This window comes from Gammaproteobacteria bacterium (assembly GCA_029880545.1).
Taxonomy (GTDB): domain Bacteria; phylum Pseudomonadota; class Gammaproteobacteria; order Acidiferrobacterales; family SZUA-150; genus JAOUOD01.
In genome coordinates, this window is sequence record JAOUOD010000007.1 from 157,552 (window position 1) to 174,525 (window position 16,974).

General features: G+C 54.2%; 23 protein-coding genes. 20 read left to right on the forward strand and 3 right to left on the reverse strand.

From position 1 onward, the window contains the following. Window positions 1-25: 25 nt before the first annotated feature. The 4 genes from OEZ10_09990 (at window position 26) to OEZ10_10005 (ending at window position 3,236) form a co-directional block, all read left to right on the forward strand. Window positions 26-292 (forward strand): hypothetical protein, encoded by a 267-nt coding sequence (locus OEZ10_09990; protein MDH5633305.1) that lies wholly within the window; start codon window positions 26-28, stop codon window positions 290-292. Window positions 293-471: 179 nt separating this feature from the next. Beyond that, window positions 472-1,599: a c-type cytochrome gene (locus OEZ10_09995; protein ID MDH5633306.1), complete on the forward strand. Its 1,128-nt coding sequence runs from the start codon at window positions 472-474 to the stop codon at window positions 1,597-1,599. A gap of 324 nt (window positions 1,600-1,923) precedes the next feature. After that, window positions 1,924-2,691, forward strand: coding sequence for a lysophospholipase (locus OEZ10_10000; GenBank protein MDH5633307.1), 768 nt, complete (start codon window positions 1,924-1,926; stop codon window positions 2,689-2,691). 47 nt (window positions 2,692-2,738) lie between these two features. Further along, window positions 2,739-3,236, forward strand: a complete 498-nt coding sequence (locus OEZ10_10005) for a GNAT family N-acetyltransferase (protein MDH5633308.1) — start codon at window positions 2,739-2,741, stop codon at window positions 3,234-3,236. A gap of 91 nt (window positions 3,237-3,327) precedes the next feature. On the opposite strand, the gene OEZ10_10010 is transcribed toward OEZ10_10005, so the two are convergent. Beyond that, window positions 3,328-3,525 (reverse strand): hypothetical protein, encoded by a 198-nt coding sequence (locus OEZ10_10010; protein ID MDH5633309.1) that lies wholly within the window; start codon window positions 3,523-3,525, stop codon window positions 3,328-3,330. Between the two features lie 164 nt (window positions 3,526-3,689). Here OEZ10_10010 and OEZ10_10015 point away from each other — a divergent pair, with 164 nt between their 5' ends. After that, window positions 3,690-4,556: a LysR family transcriptional regulator gene (locus OEZ10_10015; protein ID MDH5633310.1), complete on the forward strand. Its 867-nt coding sequence runs from the start codon at window positions 3,690-3,692 to the stop codon at window positions 4,554-4,556. A gap of 16 nt (window positions 4,557-4,572) precedes the next feature. Here OEZ10_10015 and OEZ10_10020 read toward each other — a convergent pair whose 3' ends face one another. Continuing rightward, entirely contained in the window at window positions 4,573-4,806 is a 234-nt protein-coding gene (locus tag OEZ10_10020; GenBank protein ID MDH5633311.1) for an ATP-binding protein, read from the reverse strand. 189 nt (window positions 4,807-4,995) lie between these two features. On the opposite strand from OEZ10_10020, the gene OEZ10_10025 reads away from it, so the two are divergent. Genes OEZ10_10025 through OEZ10_10035 form a run of 3 tightly spaced genes read left to right on the forward strand, consistent with a single transcriptional unit; the run spans window position 4,996 to window position 6,771 of the window. Beyond that, the gene (locus OEZ10_10025) at window positions 4,996-5,754 is read left to right on the forward strand and encodes a TSUP family transporter (protein ID MDH5633312.1); all 759 of its coding nucleotides are present in this window, start codon (window positions 4,996-4,998) and stop codon (window positions 5,752-5,754) included. Then, a complete protein-coding gene (locus OEZ10_10030) occupies window positions 5,741-6,094 on the forward strand; it encodes a glucosamine--fructose-6-phosphate aminotransferase (protein ID MDH5633313.1) in 354 nt (117 codons plus the stop codon). The genes OEZ10_10025 and OEZ10_10030 overlap by 14 nt, the downstream gene beginning before the upstream one ends. Window positions 6,095-6,120: 26 nt before the next feature. Next, window positions 6,121-6,771, forward strand: a complete 651-nt coding sequence (locus OEZ10_10035) for a glutathione S-transferase family protein (GenBank protein MDH5633314.1) — start codon at window positions 6,121-6,123, stop codon at window positions 6,769-6,771. Between the two features lie 97 nt (window positions 6,772-6,868). Here OEZ10_10035 and OEZ10_10040 read toward each other — a convergent pair whose 3' ends face one another. Continuing rightward, complete coding sequence (locus OEZ10_10040; GenBank protein ID MDH5633315.1) at window positions 6,869-7,381, reverse strand: CBS domain-containing protein; 513 nt, start codon at window positions 7,379-7,381, stop codon at window positions 6,869-6,871. Between the two features lie 338 nt (window positions 7,382-7,719). Between OEZ10_10040 and OEZ10_10045 the strand changes: the two genes are divergently transcribed. The 12 genes from OEZ10_10045 (at window position 7,720) to OEZ10_10100 (ending at window position 16,913) form a co-directional block, all read left to right on the forward strand. Beyond that, window positions 7,720-8,049 (forward strand): TfoX/Sxy family protein, encoded by a 330-nt coding sequence (locus OEZ10_10045; protein MDH5633316.1) that lies wholly within the window; start codon window positions 7,720-7,722, stop codon window positions 8,047-8,049. Between the two features lie 176 nt (window positions 8,050-8,225). Beyond that, window positions 8,226-10,304, forward strand: a complete 2,079-nt coding sequence (locus tag OEZ10_10050) for a TonB-dependent receptor (GenBank protein MDH5633317.1) — start codon at window positions 8,226-8,228, stop codon at window positions 10,302-10,304. Beyond that, entirely contained in the window at window positions 10,301-11,533 is a 1,233-nt protein-coding gene (locus tag OEZ10_10055) for a glycoside hydrolase (protein ID MDH5633318.1), read from the forward strand. The genes OEZ10_10050 and OEZ10_10055 overlap by 4 nt, the downstream gene beginning before the upstream one ends. Beyond that, on the forward strand, window positions 11,533-12,033 hold the full coding sequence (locus OEZ10_10060) for a TlpA family protein disulfide reductase (GenBank protein ID MDH5633319.1): 501 nt from the start codon (window positions 11,533-11,535) through the stop codon (window positions 12,031-12,033). The genes OEZ10_10055 and OEZ10_10060 overlap by 1 nt, the downstream gene beginning before the upstream one ends. Window positions 12,034-12,082: 49 nt before the next feature. Beyond that, entirely contained in the window at window positions 12,083-12,529 is a 447-nt protein-coding gene (locus OEZ10_10065; GenBank protein ID MDH5633320.1) for a YaiI/YqxD family protein, read from the forward strand. A gap of 21 nt (window positions 12,530-12,550) precedes the next feature. Next, window positions 12,551-13,069: a pilin gene (locus tag OEZ10_10070; GenBank protein ID MDH5633321.1), complete on the forward strand. Its 519-nt coding sequence runs from the start codon at window positions 12,551-12,553 to the stop codon at window positions 13,067-13,069. A 106-nt stretch (window positions 13,070-13,175) separates the two neighbouring features. Next, a complete protein-coding gene (locus OEZ10_10075; GenBank protein MDH5633322.1) occupies window positions 13,176-13,613 on the forward strand; it encodes a hypothetical protein in 438 nt (145 codons plus the stop codon). 35 nt (window positions 13,614-13,648) lie between these two features. After that, on the forward strand, window positions 13,649-13,792 hold the full coding sequence (locus OEZ10_10080) for a hypothetical protein (protein ID MDH5633323.1): 144 nt from the start codon (window positions 13,649-13,651) through the stop codon (window positions 13,790-13,792). Window positions 13,793-13,864: 72 nt separating this feature from the next. After that, window positions 13,865-14,095 (forward strand): hypothetical protein, encoded by a 231-nt coding sequence (locus OEZ10_10085; GenBank protein MDH5633324.1) that lies wholly within the window; start codon window positions 13,865-13,867, stop codon window positions 14,093-14,095. Between the two features lie 141 nt (window positions 14,096-14,236). After that, entirely contained in the window at window positions 14,237-14,884 is a 648-nt protein-coding gene (locus tag OEZ10_10090) for a DUF1223 domain-containing protein (protein ID MDH5633325.1), read from the forward strand. 195 nt (window positions 14,885-15,079) lie between these two features. Continuing rightward, window positions 15,080-16,021, forward strand: coding sequence for an alpha/beta fold hydrolase (locus tag OEZ10_10095; protein ID MDH5633326.1), 942 nt, complete (start codon window positions 15,080-15,082; stop codon window positions 16,019-16,021). A 13-nt stretch (window positions 16,022-16,034) separates the two neighbouring features. Beyond that, on the forward strand, window positions 16,035-16,913 hold the full coding sequence (locus tag OEZ10_10100) for a MerR family transcriptional regulator (GenBank protein MDH5633327.1): 879 nt from the start codon (window positions 16,035-16,037) through the stop codon (window positions 16,911-16,913). Window positions 16,914-16,974: the final 61 nt, after the last annotated feature.

Genomic DNA, 16,974 nt, shown 5'->3' on the forward strand with positions numbered 1-16,974 from the left:
ATAACAACATGGGACGGGGAGTAACATGAAAAACTATATTATGGCATCACTGTTGCATGCCAGCGGTGTCCTGGCGAGCGCGCTGGTTCTGCTCGGAGGCGGGATGGTTATCACCTACGAATCCGTTGCGGACCTGGCGCTGGGTATTGCCATACTGAGCGCGGGCTTTCCCATGTGGATTTCGGTAGTGGCCAATGCCAGGCGTTACCGGGTGTCCGAATGGTACAGCGCGCTGTCCCTGGCGGTGATGTTATTTGCCGCAACCATGACTGGCTGGTACTTTTATTCATAGCCGGGACGGCCTGTCTCAAGGAGTATTTTGGCAATAAAATATAGTATAAAACAATGAGTTAACTATTATTGATGACGAAGTGCCGGTTTTAAGCAAAAGAATAATTCCGTAAATATTGAAAATGAGAATCATTCTCAATAGACTCCGCTCCTCGATTCACTCGATCAGGATCTATAAGAATGTTTTTCCGTGTTGTTCCGATGCTGTCCTTGGCAGTAACGATTTTTACTCCATTGTTCACGGCACAGGCTGCCGATCTGACACCGATCCAGGCGCTCGGCAAACAACTGTTTTTTGATGCGCGACTGTCATCGCCGGCAGGGCAATCATGTGCTCACTGCCATTCGCCGCAGCATGGTTTCAGCGATCCCCGCTCAGATCGGTTGCCGGTATCTGAAGGCGTGCGCCCGGGACGATTTACGCCGCGCAACGCACCGACTGTGACTTACCTCGCGCGGGCGCCGGAGTTTCACTTCGACAAGAAACAAGCGCTGCATCGGGGCGGGTTCTTTATGGATGGCCGAGCCGCCACGCTGGAGCAGCAGGTGCTGGGTCCCGTGATGAGCCCGGTCGAAATGGCCAATACCGGCAAGGCCGATATCGTCAATCGACTCAACAATTCCGGTTATACCAGTCAATTTCGCCACGTATTTGGCACGGAGGTATTGAGCCAGGAGCAAAGCGGAATTGATGCCCTGGCCCTGGCGTTGGCGGCATATGTTCGCAGTACCGAGCTAAACAGTTTCAGTTCAAAATATGATGCCTATCTCGCCGGCCAGGTCAGGCTGACCCAGCAGGAGCTTCGCGGGCTGAGATTGTTTGAGGATGAAAAGAAGGGTAATTGCGCCGCTTGTCATCCGAGCCGGCCGGACAATGGCGCGGCACCGCTGTTCACGGATTTCAGTTACGACAATCTTGGTGTGCCGGCCAACCCTGCGAGCCCGTTCTATACCCAGGATCCGCAGTTTAATGCCGATGGTAAACGCTATATTGATACCGGGCTGGGCAAGATCCTCAACGATGCTACCGGCAATGGCAAATTCAAGGTGCCAACGTTGCGAAATATTGCCCTGACTGCACCCTACATGCATAACGGTGTGTTCGGTTCCTTGCGCGAAGTAGTGGAGTTTTATAATGCACGCGATGTCAGTAGCAAATGGGCCGCAGCGGAAGTCAGGCGGAACATAAACAAGGATGAGCTGGGTGACCTGGGGCTGACCGACCAGGAGATAGATGACATTGTTGCGTTCATGAAAACACTGACTGACGGCTACAGCGCCGTTTCCCCTGTGAAATGTTGCGAGTAAGTGTTTATCAGCTTGTCTCGTGCCAGCCTGTCAGCGGAATTTCCCCTGATCAATAGGCGACAACATCTGCCACAGATGAGGGTCTCCAGGCCTGGACATCACCGAGCCCGGTATTACCGGAACGATTCCGGGTCAGACATGAAAGCTGTCGGCAAAAAACTGTGTCAATAATCATGGGTGCCGGTTATTGTCATCGCTGAAGAAAACCAGGCTGGGACCAACAGGCTTTAAAATACATGGCCATGAAAGGCTGGTTCCGGTTTCTGATATTTTGCACCAAATCGAACTATTGATCCGTATCCGGGAGTCAGTATGGTGAGGTTTGTGATTGTGTTGGTGATACTGGTATTGATTGTATATATAGGCATATGCCTGTTGTTGTATTTCAATCAGCGTACCCTGATGTATTACCCGGTAACCGGAAACCGGCCGGGAGTCGCTCAAACAATTCGACTGGAATTGCCGGCGGCCAGTCTGAACGTATGGGTGTTGAACCCCGGTCACGTAGATGCCATTCTGTATTTTGGCGGCAACGCGGAATTCACCGGGCTGAACGGCCCGGAATTTACGCGCCTCTTTCCCGATCATACGGTTTACCTGACGGATTACCGGGGTTACGGTCAGAGCACCGGTCATCCGACGGAACGGCATTTATACGCAGATGCCCTGGCCTGGTATGACCGGGTAGCCGGGCAGCACAGGTCAGTTGCGGTTATTGGTCGGAGCCTGGGCGCATCAGTCGGCGCATGGTTGTCGGCTAACAGGCCGGTCTCGCGCCTGGTTTTGGTGACACCGTTTTCCAGTGTGGTATGTGTTGCCCGGCGTCATTACCCGCTGTTGCCGGTGCGATGGTTATTGCGGGATCGCTATGACTCCGCTTCGATTGCCAGCCGGATATTGGTACCGGTGTTGCTGGTTATGGCAGGACATGATGAGGTAGTGCCGCGGCAATGCAGCCTGGCGCTATTGAGACAGCTGGATGCGCCTCGTGTTCAGTCGGCCACTCTCGATCAGGCCGGCCACAACGATCTTTCAGATTATGCCGAATATGCTAATCTGTTGAGGAATTTTCTAAATGTCAGTGTTTTGTAAGGGGTAGTGCAGGACATTGACGCCACGTTGTCATGCGAAGGCGCAGCATGGAGATAATGATAAGAAGAGTGCGCAAAGAGGATGCGGACGAGATTTGCGACGTTATTGAATCGGTGGCGCTGGAGAAGGTTTTTCTTGCCACCCTGGATCGGCCGTCACTGGAATCCACGCAATCATTTATTCAGGATAACCTGGAAAAGGGTTATCCGCATCTTGTTGCCGAACACAACAACAGGATTATCGCTTGGGGTGATATTACTTGCCCGTTTACCCGACCGCCTTATATGCACATAGGCCGCCTCGGCATGGGCGTGCTCAAGGAATACCGCGGCCAGGGAGTTGGCAATCGCCTGCTGACTCACCTGGTAGAGGCGGCCTGGGCGTATGGATTCAGACGCCTGGACCTGGAGGTGTTTGCCGGAAACGAGGCGGCGATCAATCTGTACCTGAAACATGGTTACGAGGTTGAAGGGCGCAAGAAATACCTGAGGTACCTCGATGGTGAGTTTGAGGATACCCTGGTGATGGCCCAGTATCGAATCTGACGGGTCGGCCGGGACGGGTCGGTTCGGGGCGCAACAAAAAAGCCCCTCCATGGGGAGGGGCCGGAATAGTGAAGCTCCGAGGAGCAGCGACTTATTTGCCGCCCTTGGCTTCTGCAACACATTCCTTGATGAACGCGTCGCGCTCACCAGCATCAGTAATACCAGCATCCTGCGCTTCTTTTGCGCAGTTTTCTTTTACTTCCTGATCAGCGTCTTCAGCCCAGGCTGGTGTTGCCAGCATGCCGGCGATCAGAGCAATCATACCCATTTTTACAACAGAATTTGCCATGGTTGGCCTCCCATAAGAGTCAATAGTGCGGGTTGCATAAAGGCCAGCCGACAGCGACACGCCCGTGTGCCTTCAGCGCTTGTATAGGGAAAAAAACCGGATGCGTACAGTGAAATTTTGTGATTACATCAATCGGTTTTTTCGATCAATCGAGGGCGCCAGGCTTGGATATAGAGGTTCTGAAAACGTTTCTGGAAGTAAAACGTACCCGGCATTTTGGCCGCGCCGCAGAGAATCTTTTTGTCAGCCAGTCAACCGTCAGCGCCCGCATCAGCCTGCTTGAACAGCTCGTCGGCAGCCCACTGTTTCTGCGAGTGCGAAACGACTTGCAGTTAACCCCGGCCGGTCGGCACCTGGTACCGTTTGCCGAAAGTATTTCTGCCACCTGGAGACGCGCGCGACAGGAAGTCGCAATCGGTGATCAGTTTGAACAGCTGCTGGTTGTCGGTGGCATGCCCAGCATGTGGGATATCGTGCTCAACCGGTGGCTGACCGGCCTGTTCGACCGGTTCCCGGAGCTGGCGGTAATCGGCGAGGTGAAACAAAGCTCGGAGTTGATGTCGGCATTGTTTGAGCGCGCCGTTGATATTGCCTTTATGTTTGAAGCGCCGCGACCGAGGGGCATTGTTGCGGTCGAGCTGGCGGCAACACCCCTGGTGCTGGTGTCGTCACGTCCGAACCAGGCCATGCAGCAGGCGGTGGCGCAGGATTATGTATACGTAGACTGGGGCGGCATGTTCGCGCGTCGCCACGCGGAACTGTTTCCGGAGATCCCCAGCCCGCGTTTGCGAATGGAGCAGGGCAGGTTGGCGCGAGATTTTGTTCTGCAGCGTGGCGGCAGTTGTTACCTGGCGCGCCCCATGGTGGAACAGGACCTGCTGGAAGGCCGCCTTTTCGAGGTGGAGGCGCCGGTAATTACGCGAAGCGCCTCGGCGCTGTTTCATGAAACCAGCGACAAACGTGACTTGATCATGCGGGCGCTATCCATGCTGCCTGTCGAAGACAGGCAGGCAGTTGGCAGTCCGGCCTGATCCCGGGCTGCTGGAGCTACAGTCCTATCAGTTCAGCGTGAAGCCCCTTGTTTTCGGCAATTCGGACAAACCGGGATGAATTAATCTTGTCCGGATCATACGCAATGGTCATGAGATGAGGTGTCTTCTCATCATAATCCGCAGCCATTACGCCAACGTTGTGCAACAGGTCATCACGCAAGCTTTCGCGATCAGCGTGATTGGTGTTCTCATCAATATGCAGTGTGATATCAACCATTTTGTCGCTCATGGTTCAGCCCTCCGTCACCAATACACTCGGGAAATACTGCACCCCGTATCAGGCCACAAGCCGCCGTGCATTGCCTTGACAGCCATCAAGGAAGCCATGCTGACATGATTACCTTGCCAGGTCATATTCCGGGCTCTGATTCGCTGAATTTTGCTGATACCATGCAAGCGTTTTCTGACCGAGGGCGGGATGTTGGACGTGTTGTCATTTGAAGTATTGGCATTGTTGTGTCTCGTCGCCGGACTGGCCGGGTTTGTTGATGCCATCGCCGGCGGCGGCGGCTTGCTTACCATACCTGCCCTGATCTGGGCCGGGTTGCCACCGGTCCAGGCTTTGGCCACCAACAAGCTGCAGGGAACCTTTGGTACCCTGTCATCGAGCATTACTTTTTTCCGGATGGGTCGGATACAGTTACGGGAGATCAGCCTGGCGGTAGTGTTGACCTTTATTGGTTCGGCAACCGGAACCGTTCTGGTGCAGTACCTGCCCGCCGGCTTCCTGGTCAACATGATTCCCTGGTTGCTGGTACTGGTGGCGATCTATACGGTGTTTTCACCGCGCATGGGAGACGAGGACAGGCATCAACGAATAGGTCGCGCCAGTTTTGCTTTCGTGGTTGGTTTTAGTGTGGGCTTTTATGATGGATTTTTTGGGCCGGGAACCGGTTCATTTTTTGGCATCGCCTTTGTAGCGCTGCTGGGTTATAACCTGACCCGGGCAACGGCGCATGCCAAGGTACTTAATCTCACCAGTAACGCGGCATCGTTGTTGTTTTTTGCGCTTGGCGGAAAAGTGTTGTGGTCTGTTGGACTGGTGATGGGTGCGGGGCAAATGCTGGGTGCATGGCTGGGTTCACATATGGTGATTCGCAACGGCAGTCGTATTGTCAGGCCGATCCTGTTCATAGTCAGTGTTGCCATGGCGATCAAGGTCTATGTCAGCAGTTGATCAGCCGGTGCTGTTGCCCGGATCGCTGGCCGCCCGTGACAGTGACCGTTTTGCCGAGATATTGAAGGCCGAGTTACTCGAGCTCGAACCGGGAACGCTGCCTTTGCATCAATGCCTGGTGCACGGCAATCAGGTTGACGAATCGGATATTGCGATTTCAATATTGAAAACAACGCGCGAACCGGGTTCCCTGGCTGCCCGTATTGGCGTCATGTTTTCCGAAATTGACGCTGGCGGAAGTTGCGGATTTGAACCCGCAGCCGGCAATGCATATTGCGAAATCCGGGTGATCATTGAACTGGATACGGCACGAGCGACATTTGCGGTCGTGCAGGATTGACCTGGCAACGATGCAATGGAGATGTTATGGCCTACACATTAATTATCGGAAACAAGAACTATTCATCGTGGTCGTTGCGTCCGTGGTTCTGGATGAAGCAGGCGGGTATCGAATTCACGGAAAAGCGACTGGCGTTATTTACCGATGATTACCGGCAGCAGATCGTCCCGTATTTTTCCAATTACAAGGTCCCGGTTCTGCGGCATGATGCGTTGAATGTCTGGGACACTATTGCCATTATGGAATACCTGGCCGAACTCCATCCGGAGGCGCCTGGCTGGCCGATCGATGCAGCAGCACGTGCGACGGCGCGTTCGGCCAGCGCCGAGATGCATTCCGGTTTTTCCGCGCTGCGCGCTGCTTTGCCCATGAACTGTCGGAAGCACTTTCCCGGCTACCCGATAACGAACAGTGTTCAACGGGATATAGATCGAATTACCGCGTTGTGGGAGCACTGCAAACAAAACCATGGTACTGATGGAGACTGGTTGTTTGGCAGGTTCAGCATAGCTGACGCCATGTACGCACCCGTGGTATTGCGACTGGCCGGATATGATGTCAGCCTGGCCGGTTTTGCCGCGGACTACGTCCGGCTTGTTTTGGGTAATGAACACATCAAGAACTGGATTGATGCGGGCAAACAGGAAACCGAGATCATTCCTGAAGATGAAGTCTGAACCCTGGGCAAAAAAATAGCCGAAGTACTTGTCTTCGGCTTCGCACAAACAGTGCGTGGGTGTATGTCACGCGTCTATTGTGCACCAACGAGGGTGTCTAGTGCTTCACTGTAACAGCATGGTTCATTGCGCGGCTTTCCGGTTTTTGTCCGCGCCCGTCGGATTCCTTCATAATGCTCGACTGGAAAATGGCCCGGTGAACGTCGCCCATACTGAGTATGCCGACCAGTTCACCGTTTTCATTGATAACCGGTATCCGGCGTATGCGGTTCACGCACATTACCGAGACGGCTTTTAATACCGGGTCAGAGTCACGTACCGTAATCACCGGCCTTGTCATGATATCGGAAACCCGCAGGGTGATGATGTCGTTGTATTCGGTTTCCAGGGTTTCAAAATCGATTCGACCGCGATCCATGACTTCATTTATATCCGGGTACATCGCATGCAATATGTCTTTTTCGGATATCACGCCGGTGACCAGGTTGTTCTCGTCAACGACCGGGAGACCACTGATCCGGTCGAAGCACATGGTGATAGCCACATCCCTTACCGGCGCTGCGGGCCGGGCAGATCGCACTGCTGTTGTCATAATGGTTTTTACCAGCATGATTCAGTCCCCCCTGGAGAACGGTAGCGTTTGACTGGTTACGTCACAGTAGGAATAACGTTACTCTACCTCGACAATGAGAATAAGTATCATTAATATTGTTTATACGGCGAATATCCGGGCAAATATTAAGTATAGGTAATATTTTAATATTGCCATCGTGCTGCAATAGCAGGGTATTTTCGTATGTCTGAAGTATGGGTCAGGGTTATTTTCTCGATATAGATGTTTTAAACATGGTTAGAACAATGCGGCAGTTGCATATTTTTCCAGCCAGGTTTGGTATCGGTATTGCCACCGGGAAAGATGCCTCAGGCATTGCGGAAAAGGAGGATCAATTGACCTATGATGAAGGATTGGCGCAGAGGGTTCGTGAATACCTCGATGGCGATGTGAACGTTTATGAAAGAAGAATGTTCGGTGGAATTGTTTTCATGGTAAACGGGAACATGGCCGTCGGCATCGCAGGCTCTGACCTGATGGTACGGGTAGGACCCAAATACTATGGCCATGCCTTGAAGCAGGCGCATGTTCGGGAAATGGACTTTACCGGTAAACCCATGAAAGGGTTTGTCTTTGTCAGCTGGCAAGCCATTGAATCTGACGACAGACTGCAATACTGGGTAGATCAAGGTTACCGCTTTGCCGGTTCGTTAGAGCCGAAATAGCCATTCCCGCCAGCCTGGTCTTCCGAAATATCCGCTGCGACAATATGTCGCGCGACATCGTGTCACATTTTCTCCACATCTTCAGGTCAATAGAATATCCCTGAAATAGCGACAGATTTCACGCAGTCACGCAAGCGAGGTATGCGCTGTCCTGTCGCCATTCCAGAGAGGGGAAAATGAATACCAATAATTACATGACCCTGTTTTCCGCAGCACTGATTGCGCTGGCTTCGCAATCATCAATGGCAGCGGAAGCGGTCAGGCTTGATGAAGTAACGGTTACCGGTGAACGGGAAGGAAAGGCGCGTGCTCAGGAGGCGCTAACAGTCAACGGTGTCGATGGTGAAACCATACGCGAGGTTTTGCCAACTCATCCTTCAGATATCATGAACCGGGTAGCGGGCGTACTGGTCAATATCACCCAGGGCGAGGGTCACATGGCAGCAATACGTCAACCGCTATCCACCAGCCCGGTTTATCTCTATCTTGAGGACGGCATTCCTGCCCGTTCCACCGGATTTTTCAATCATAATGCCCTGTATGAAACCAATATGCCGCAATCCGATGGTGTTGAGGTATTAAAGGGCCCGGGTACAGCGTTGTACGGGTCCGATGCATTGGGCGGCATTGTAAATGTGTTGACCAGGCCAGCTCCCGAGACTGCCGAGGCCGGTCTGATCATCGAAGGCGGCAGTTCTGGCTACAGTCGCGTCCTGGTTAACGGCGGTAACGGCGATGGCAGCAACGGCTACCGGGTCAATGCACACGTGGCATCCATAGATGGCTGGCGTGACAATACCGAATATGATCGCGGCAGTGTCAGTATGCGTATGGACAATACACTCGAGGGTGGGGATACGGTAAAGACCATCCTGGGCTACTCGAAAATTGACCAGCAGACTGCCGGTGCATCAGCGTTATCATTGACCGACTACAAAACCGATCCGACCATCAACTACACACCCATTTCCTATCGCAATGTAACCGCGTTGCGGTTGTCGACAAGCTGGGATCGGGAAGGTGCTGGAACCCTGACCAGCATTACTCCATACCTGCGTCATAACGTGATGGATATCCTGCCCAACTGGTCGCTGTCCTACGATCCTGCTGTCTATACGACGTTTAATGATTCGCTGGGATTGTTGGTGAAACACCGCGTCTATTTGCCCGACAAGGTGCGCTATATAATAGGTACAGATATTGATTACAGCCCGGGTGGTCGTGAGGAAACAGCCATTAGCCCGGTACGGGTTGGCAGTGTCTATGAGTCCTATGCGGAGGGGGCGTTGCTGTATGACTACAAAGTCAGCTTCGCGTCAGTTTCGCCTTATGTTCATGGCGAGATGATGCTTGGGCAGAACGGGTTGCTCAGCGCAGGGTTGCGTTATGACATGATGCAATATGAATACGATTCGGAACTGGCGCCGTTGGCTACGGGTAACCATCAGAGACCCGATGACACCACGGTGAAGTACCGTCATGCCAGCCCCAAGCTTGGCTACCTGTTTTCCATCAGCCCGAACCAGGAGCTGTTTGCCAGTTACCGCCACGGTTACCGTGCGCCATCTGAAGCGCAGCTGTTCCGGCAGGGATCCGCTGCCAACACGGTGGAACTGGAACCGGTGAAGCTGGACAGCTATGAGCTGGGATGGCGCTGGCGTCCGGGCAAGAAGGCGTCAACCGAATTGTCCTTGTACTCCATGACCAAGACCGATGACATTCTTGTCTTTAACAACCCGGTCTCCGGATTGACCGAAGTGGTAAATGCCGGCGAGACCTCGCACAAGGGTGCGGAGCTGACCGTAGTCCTGCCTGTAACAGAACAGGTTCAACTGGATACGGCCTGGTCCTACGCCGTACATACTTATGAAGACTGGGTGGTGCGGGCCGGTGCCGGAAATATTGATTACAGTGGCAACATTATGTCATCCGCCCCGAGAGTGATTGGTAATACAACACTGCGATATGGTCGGCGGGGACAGTTTAATGCCGAACTGCAATGGACTCATCTCGGCGAGTACTGGATGGATGATGCCAATACGCACAAGTATAACGGCCACGGTCTGCTGGGCATGATCATAAATATTCCACTGGCTGATCACTGGAGGTTCCGGTTGCGTGGCTATAACCTGGCAGATCGCCTGTATTCCGAACGGGCCAGCTATACCGCGTTCCGTGGCGAGGAGTTTGCTCCCGGCGCCCCCCGTTTGATCCATGCCAGCATAGCCTGGCAGTGGCAGGGGGCTAGCCCATGAGACCAGCGCTAGGTGCATTGATGTTTTGCCTGTTGTTGATATTGGCAGCAGGTGCCATGGCTGCTTCACAACATGATAGCCATGGTCGCGATATGCAAAAACGTGAGCGAATCTGGCAGAAAGTGCTGTCTCGACCAACGCTGGCGGTCACGATTGAGGCGGACCGACACGGAAAATTGTGGCGCGCACGAGTCAGTGAAGGCCGCATTTTCGTCAGCCAGTCAGCCAATGACGGCAAACAGTTTGGCGCGGAAGTCATTGTTAATCCGGATGCCGAGGCCATAGCCGCCAACGGCGAAAACCGCCCAAAGCTGGCGTTTGGCAGCAACAGCCAGGTATACGTGTCATGGACGCGACTGGGTAATGCCCCATTCAGTGGCGATATCCGCTTCAGTCGTTCCGCAGACGGTGGCAAGTCCTTCAGCAGGCCGGTCACGATCAATACCGATCACCAGGCAACGAGTCACCGCTTTGAAAGCATGCTTGTAGACAGTAATGGCCGGATCTGGCTGTTCTGGCTCGACAAGCGTGATCGTGTAAAAGCACGGTCGCGTGGTGAATCCTATGTCGGCGCGGCTGTGTACTACACCTGGTCAGATAACGGTGGTAATGATTTTGTCGACAACAGGAAATTGCAGGATCACTCATGTGAATGTTGTCGAATCGCGCTGGCGGTCACCCCGGATGCAGAGCCGGTGGTATTGTGGCGACACATTTTTGATGGCGGCATACGTGACCACGCGATCCAGTTTGTTGGCGGGGAGCCCCTTATGCACCGGCTGTCCCGTGATAACTGGCAGGTGAACGCCTGTCCGCATCATGGCCCGTCGATAGCCGCGGACAACAACCGGGTGCACGCGGTGTGGTATACCGGTGCCACCGACAAGGCCGGGATTTACTACGCCAGCGTGGAACGAAATGGTAACACGATCAATGTTTCTGCCCCGAGACAGGTAGGCAATACCCCGGCGCAAGCGGCGCATGCAGACATTGCGACTGCCAATGGTGCTGTTTATATAGTATGGAAAGAATTCCGGCTGGGCAGGAGTCATGCGCGTCTGCAGACATTCAGTGACAATCGCTGGTCAGCCGTGGAAACACTTGCCCATACCGGTGGCGCATCGGATTACCCGATGTTGACAGTTGTTGGCAGCAGGGTTTTGCTGACCTGGCAAACACAGCAGGATGGCCTGCTAGTGATCCCTGTTGTTTCGGCTGCATCCCGGTAATGTTGCACAGAAGTCTTGTCTTATTGCTGGTGGGTATGATGTGGTCGATGACCGCGTCAGCCGGTCCGCTGGAGTTTGTCTCCGGCACCATGCACAAGATTCGTGCGCACTATCACGGCAAGCCCTACGTGCTGGTCATATGGTCACTGGATTGCGCTTATTGTTTTGACGAGCTGCGTGAACTGGGTGACATGTTGAAGCGGCAACCGGCTTTGCCGCTGGTGCTGTTATCTGTTGATGATATATCCCTGGGGAATAATGCTGCTGAACTGCTGGCCAGGACAGGCCTGGCATCGTTGCCGGCCTATATGTTTGCCGATTCGTTTGTCGAGCGCCTGCGCTACGAAATCGATCCGTTATGGCACGGCGAGCTGCCGCGCAACTACCTGGTTTCTGCCAATGGCGAACGCACGGCTATCACCGGTCCACTAGGAGCTGACCGCCTGGTTCGCTGGTTGTCTGAACAGTCGGGTCATGAGAGGACTGCCTCGCCAAGGTAATTCGCCAGCATCACTGCTATAATCAGGCATCCCTGTCTGGAGTGCTGCTGTGCAAATCTGGGTTGATGCTGACGCCTGCCCGAAAATTATCCGGGAGATACTGTTTCGTGCTGCCGAGCGCACGCAAACGCCGTTGACCCTGGTGGCCAACCAGCTAATCCCGACCCCGCCATCTCGCGTCATCCGGGCCTTGCAGGTACCGGCCGGTTTCGATGTTGCTGATAATGAAATAGTGAAGCGCGTCTGTGCCGATGACCTGGTAATAACCAGTGATATACCCCTGGCATCGGAGGTTATTGAAAAGGGCGCAGCTGCGCTCAGTCCTCGCGGCGAGCGCTTTACCCCGGAAAACATCAAGTCCCGCCTGTCCATGCGCGACTTCATGGACAGCTTTCGCGCCAGCGGCATCAATACCGGCGGACCGGCGGCCATGAGCCAGGCGGACCGACAGAATTTCGCCAATTATCTTGACAGCTGGCTGGCCAAGTCACGCTAGCAGGCAGGAAATTTTTCTGTCATGCCATATACTTGTCGTATGTTGCGTACTGACCGCCGTTTGCCGGCAACAATAACCGGTTTTACCCTGATTGAGCTGATGGTGGTTCTGCTGGTCATGGCCATTCTTGCGGCTATGGCGATACCGATCAATTTGCCGTTGACCGGCCGCAAGCAGATTCATCATGCCTTGCAGATCCCGGAAGCCTACAAGGGTGCCATATACGCGTTTTACCGCAAGCATGGCCGGTTTCCCGGGACCAACGAAGAGCTGGATATACCCGGGCCGGATCAGTTGATCAGCACCACGGTCACCAGCATGACCCTGGAAAACGGGGCCATGCATGTGCAACTGGGTAACTCGGTGCTGAATGACCTGAAGGGAAAAATTATTACTATCCAGCCCTTGGTGGTGACCGGCAGTCCGCGCAGTCCCGTTGACTGGTCCTGCGCCTACATGGTGCCACCACCGGGTATGGAGAAGGTAGGAGAAAACCGGACTGACGTGGATCGACGTTTTGTGCCTTCCGGGTGTCGATAGGCCATTGCCGTGAACCGGAAGAATTTGCGAGATTGCCAGCTATTATATAGAACCTGACCGGGAGACAGGCGGTATGCATAACAAAAGGTTTGCGGGGAATTGCTTCATGAAGATCGGCTTGCCACTGTTGCTGGCGGTTATGCTTAACGCCTGCGTATTCACACCGGTAGTGGATGAACGGGTGGTGGATGGCTGCACGCTCAAGACCAAGCGCTGGACCATCAAGACCTGGTCCGCGGTAACCGAGCGCGATATCAAGGACCAGTGCCGGGGGGATGTCGCGAATGTATTGTGTGCCGTGGCTGCATTGGTAGGAACCGGCACGGCAGTGGTATCCGGCATCGTCTCGGGGTCGGTCTACCTGGTTGGCAACAGCGTGCATTGGCTGGAAGCGCAGGGAAAGTGTGATGATGGCCTGCTAAACCGTGCGCGAAAATCTTTCGCCGATCCGCTCGAAGACGACGGCGCCATTGCAATAAATAATGATGAGCAGCTCAAAATGATTATTCGTGAGAAGTCGCAAACAGGATCTATCAGTTTTTGATCGCCCGTGACTGGCGAGCTGATGAAGGGGGAGGTATGAGGGCTTATAGTCTGTTCCGGTATCGCGTGATGAACGTGATCGCGATGATTGTCCTGGCTGCGTTCTTGAGTGGCTGCCTGTTTGTGCCGGTATCCCAGGAACACCATAACCCTGGATGTGACCTGGTTACCAAGCGCTAGACTGTCGAGATCCGTGAAGACGGAGGGCTTATTGGTTGCGGTGGCCACGAGTGTATTGCGGTTCTGCTGGGAGTGGCTGCAGTTTCCGGCGTCGTTTCCGGTTCCATTGCCCTGGTCGGCAACACCCTGCATTGGCTTGAGACCCAGGGAAAGTGTGATGACGGCATGCTTAAGCGTGCCGCCGATTCCTTTGTCAGGCCACTTAAAGAAGAGGGTGGCGTGGTCATTGATAGCGAAGAGCAGTTGAAAGAAATAATAAAGGAAAAATCGCCAGATCAGGGCGCGACCGTATCTATCGAATAAACCCGGGAACCATCGTCCCTGCTTTGTGCCATATCATCGACCACGAAGCAGAACGACAATGAACCTTCCCGGCGCATTGGTGCTGGCCGTGCTGTTGCTGCCTGTCAGTGTGTCGGTGCGGAACAGCAAGTCGGCACCCTGGTGCTGAAATCGGGAACCGGGCGGGGCTTTGTCGAGCTGTATACATCGGAAGGCCGCAGCAGTTGCCCGCCGGCGGAACGATTCCTGAACGTGTTTACCCGGCACAAGGATCTGTGGCGAACCTGTATTCCGCTGGCGTTTCATGCTGACTCCCGGAACCACCTCGGCTGGAAAGATGGTCCGCCAGCCCGGCCTGCAACAAACGCCAACGGCGCTATGCGTGCCGACATCCAACCAGTTTTGTTTATACACCGGCCTTTGTTGTCAACGGGAAGTCTTGGCGACCCGGCCGTTTCAAAACTTCGCCGGCTCCCGGTTCCGCTAACCCGGGATCGCGGAATGTCTCTGTCAGTGGCAAGAAACTTTCTGCCCGTCTCGATGGCCGCCACCAGGCATCGTCTGGCTGTTGCCATGCCGGGTTTTGACCCGCAATCCAGGACAACCGTTGGCGAGAACCGGGACAGCCTGGTTCGCCACGATTTTGTTGGTTTGGGCTCGAAGTCGGCAAACGCTGATATCCCAAGCTGGTCGGAGACGTTGCCCGAGTCCGGCATCGCCAACCGGGCAAGTTGGTTTGCCGCGGTCGCGTGGGTGTCGCGTCCGAATGAGTTGTCGCCGATCCAGCCGATTGCGGGGTACCTGCCGTAAAAATGAGCATTTCCCCTGTTGTTTCTCTAGTAAATCTATATTGCTGTATCAAAGTTGTATAAGTATTTCCAAGTTTTTGGCAATCTGTACAATCTTTGTAAAACTATGTTATAAAGCAATTTAGAGTATTTCAGCGCGAATCGTCTTGGTATATTGTACAAGTACTGTACAAGTTCTGTCCAAGAGGTAAGTGTCATGAAGCACAAAGACGTAATTATTCGCGGCGGTATCGTTGTTTTTGCCTGGTTGTTGGCGGCCTGCGGTACGACAGCCAAATTGTCGGCCGGGATGGATCGGGGTGAAATCGTGCGTTGGCAGCAAAGCGCGGTAGAAGGAGACCTGAAGGTGACCATGCACTGGGTCATGCCGGTATTACCCGGACCGCACCCGACCCTGATCCTGAATCCCGGCAGGGGGCAAAACGCAGAGGATTTGCTTGGTGAAGCCGCTCGATTTGCCGGCAATGGCTACCTGGTTGTAGCGCTGGACTATGAGCGCAAGATCCACGGGCAGTTTACTACCACCATGTTCCCGTGGCGGCAGCAGGATGACGCCCGCCTGGTGCTGGCGTTGATAAAATCCAACCCGATGGTGGACAGGGATCGCATTGCTGCGGTCGGCTATTCGCTAGGCGGTGCCCACGCGTTGTTGATGGCGGCCAGCACATCCGGTGATATCAAGGCAGTGGTGACGTATTACCCGATGACGGATTTTCCGGCATGGCGCGACGAAAAGGAAAAGAGCTGGATCTGGCGCGTGGTGTTCAGTTTCGTGCGTGAGAGCTACAACTCTGAATCGGAGCAGCATAATGATGCTACGCACAATGCCTTGCTGGCGCGCTATTCGGCGATCAATTATGCTGATGTCATCCATTCACCGGTTTTGATAATTCATGGTGATGATGATGGTATTGCACCACTGGAATATTCGCGCAGGTTGCACAACCGGTTGCGCAGTAACGGCCGCAGTGCAAGTGACCTGCTGGTAGTTAATGGTGGCGACCATGCATTCAATTTCAAGCCATCAGGCAACACGGAAGAGTCCTGGCGCATTGCGCTTGGCTGGCTTGACCGGCACCTCGAGCCATCGGTCATGGCCATGAATTCGGTTGCAGACAAGTCGCGCAAATCATTTTAACGGAGTATTGAAAGTGAGCCAGGAACTGTTTCCCATCCGCACCGTGTCAGAGCTGACCGGGGTCAACTCGGTTACCTTGCGGGCATGGGAGCGACGCTACGGCCTGATCAAGCCGGCACGAACAGAGTCCGGACATCGGCTGTACAGCGCGGCACATGTTGAACGTATTTTCGAAGTCCTCGCCTTGCTCGAGAAGGGTGTGTCCATCAGCCAGGTGAAACAGAGTTTCGACTCAAGGGAAGAAAAGCAGCAGGAGCTGGATGTGTTCGCCCGGACCCGGGACAAAATGTTTGACGCCGTGACCCGGTTCGATGATGCGACACTGGAGGCGGTTTATACCGGGGCGCTGTCCGAATTTCCTGTCGACATGATTACAGCGAACATTATTTTGCCATTGCTGGAACGCCTGGGTGAGCGCTGGCGTGAACAACCCGGTGGTATAGCTGAAGAGCATTTTTTCGGCTTTTATTTGCGCAACAAGCTGGGTGCCAGATTCCATCATCGCCAGTCACGCGCATCAGGCAAGATGCTGTTGATGAGTTGCCTGCCCGGAGAGCAGCATGATATTGGCCTGTTGCTATTTGCCCTGGCTGCCCATGAAACGGGATACCGGGTGACCGTGCTGGGTGCTGACCTGCCACTGACTGAGTTAGAGGCCGCCGCCAGGCGAATTCAGTGTGATGCGATAGTGGTGTCCGGTTCCGCAGGCCTGCCGGCCAGCGTCGTGGAGCAGTTGACGGAGTTGATCAGTCGCGTCCAGGTACCCTTGTTTGTCGGGGGTCGTTTTGCCGTAAGTCATCGCGATGCCATCACAGCAGCCGGCGCTGACGTGCTCGGAAATGACCTGGGTCGAGGACTGGCGATGCTGAGAAAACGGGTACCGCCTGAATAGAGTATGGCGGTACTTAAGCTTGCGCTGGCTCAAGAATCCACGCGCGCCAGCCAGATATAGT

What these genes read in the sequence shown, in the direction of transcription:
- OEZ10_09990 (MDH5633305.1), top strand. Translation starts at nt 26, where the DNA reads ATGAAAAACTATATTATGGCATCACTGTTGCATGCCAGCGGTGTCCTG.
- OEZ10_09995 (MDH5633306.1), top strand. Translation starts at nt 472, where the DNA reads ATGTTTTTCCGTGTTGTTCCGATGCTGTCCTTGGCAGTAACGATTTTT.
- OEZ10_10005 (MDH5633308.1), top strand. Translation starts at nt 2,739, where the DNA reads ATGGAGATAATGATAAGAAGAGTGCGCAAAGAGGATGCGGACGAGATT.
- OEZ10_10010 (MDH5633309.1), bottom strand. Translation starts at nt 3,525, where the DNA reads ATGGCAAATTCTGTTGTAAAAATGGGTATGATTGCTCTGATCGCCGGC.
- OEZ10_10020 (MDH5633311.1), bottom strand. Translation starts at nt 4,806, where the DNA reads ATGAGCGACAAAATGGTTGATATCACACTGCATATTGATGAGAACACC.
- OEZ10_10025 (MDH5633312.1), top strand. Translation starts at nt 4,996, where the DNA reads ATGTTGGACGTGTTGTCATTTGAAGTATTGGCATTGTTGTGTCTCGTC.
- OEZ10_10030 (MDH5633313.1), top strand. Translation starts at nt 5,741, where the DNA reads ATGTCAGCAGTTGATCAGCCGGTGCTGTTGCCCGGATCGCTGGCCGCC.
- OEZ10_10035 (MDH5633314.1), top strand. Translation starts at nt 6,121, where the DNA reads ATGGCCTACACATTAATTATCGGAAACAAGAACTATTCATCGTGGTCG.
- OEZ10_10040 (MDH5633315.1), bottom strand. Translation starts at nt 7,381, where the DNA reads ATGCTGGTAAAAACCATTATGACAACAGCAGTGCGATCTGCCCGGCCC.
- OEZ10_10050 (MDH5633317.1), top strand. Translation starts at nt 8,226, where the DNA reads ATGAATACCAATAATTACATGACCCTGTTTTCCGCAGCACTGATTGCG.
- OEZ10_10055 (MDH5633318.1), top strand. Translation starts at nt 10,301, where the DNA reads ATGAGACCAGCGCTAGGTGCATTGATGTTTTGCCTGTTGTTGATATTG.
- OEZ10_10060 (MDH5633319.1), top strand. Translation starts at nt 11,533, where the DNA reads ATGTTGCACAGAAGTCTTGTCTTATTGCTGGTGGGTATGATGTGGTCG.
- OEZ10_10070 (MDH5633321.1), top strand. Translation starts at nt 12,551, where the DNA reads ATGCCATATACTTGTCGTATGTTGCGTACTGACCGCCGTTTGCCGGCA.
- OEZ10_10075 (MDH5633322.1), top strand. Translation starts at nt 13,176, where the DNA reads ATGAAGATCGGCTTGCCACTGTTGCTGGCGGTTATGCTTAACGCCTGC.
- OEZ10_10080 (MDH5633323.1), top strand. Translation starts at nt 13,649, where the DNA reads ATGAGGGCTTATAGTCTGTTCCGGTATCGCGTGATGAACGTGATCGCG.
- OEZ10_10095 (MDH5633326.1), top strand. Translation starts at nt 15,080, where the DNA reads ATGAAGCACAAAGACGTAATTATTCGCGGCGGTATCGTTGTTTTTGCC.